The following is a 653-nucleotide window of genomic DNA, read 5'->3' as shown; positions in this document are numbered from 1 at the left end:
TGAGAGGAGCTGTCCTTAGTACGAGAGGACCGGGATGGACGCACCGCTGGTGTACCAGTTGTCTTGCCAAAGGCATCGCTGGGTAGCTATGTGCGGACGGGATAAGTGCTGAAAGCATCTAAGCATGAAGCCCCCCTCAAGATGAGATTTCCCATAGCGCAAGCTAGTAAGAACCCTGAAAGATGATCAGGTTGATAGGTCAGAGGTGGAAGCGCGGTGACGTGTGGAGCTGACTGATACTAATCGTTCGAGGACTTAACCAAATAGAAAAGCGKAGGCGACTGGTCAACTTCGACAGACGTTGGAGGGCCGGCACTGCAAATCYTGGTTTTGGATTTGTAGGGACGGATCGAAACGGCCGAGAAGTTAGGAGCCRAAGCTGGACAAATGAATTAGGTGAACTCGGTTTTACAAAACTTCTTCTACATTATCTAGTTTTGAGGGAATGAAACCTCAAACWTAATAGTCTGGTAATTAAGGCGAGAAGGTCACACCCGTTCCCATACCGAACACGGAAGTTAAGCTTCTCAGCGCCGATGGTAGTTGGGGCAGGCGCCCCTGTGAGAGTAGGACGTTGCCAGGCGAAAGACAGAAATTTACTTTCTGTCTTTTTTAATCCCATTAACAAAAATGGAAAAAACTATCTATTGTAA

General features: G+C 47.8%; 2 rRNA genes. Both read left to right on the top strand.

Annotated features, from left to right (window positions below):
* Positions 1 to 263: ribosomal RNA gene (locus BTR25_RS26770) — 23S ribosomal RNA — on the top strand; the annotation flags it as partial.
* Positions 264 to 466: 203 nt separating this feature from the next.
* A 5S ribosomal RNA gene (rrf, locus tag BTR25_RS26765) occupies positions 467 to 583 on the top strand.
* The last annotated feature ends 70 nt before the right edge of the window (positions 584 to 653 follow it).

Source organism: Bacillus sp. MRMR6 (assembly GCF_001940785.1).
In the GTDB taxonomy this organism is placed as follows: Bacteria; Bacillota; Bacilli; order Bacillales; family Cytobacillaceae; genus Neobacillus.
The sequence above is the reverse complement of the archived record's forward strand: the minus strand, read 5'-3'. Positions and strand labels throughout refer to the sequence as shown.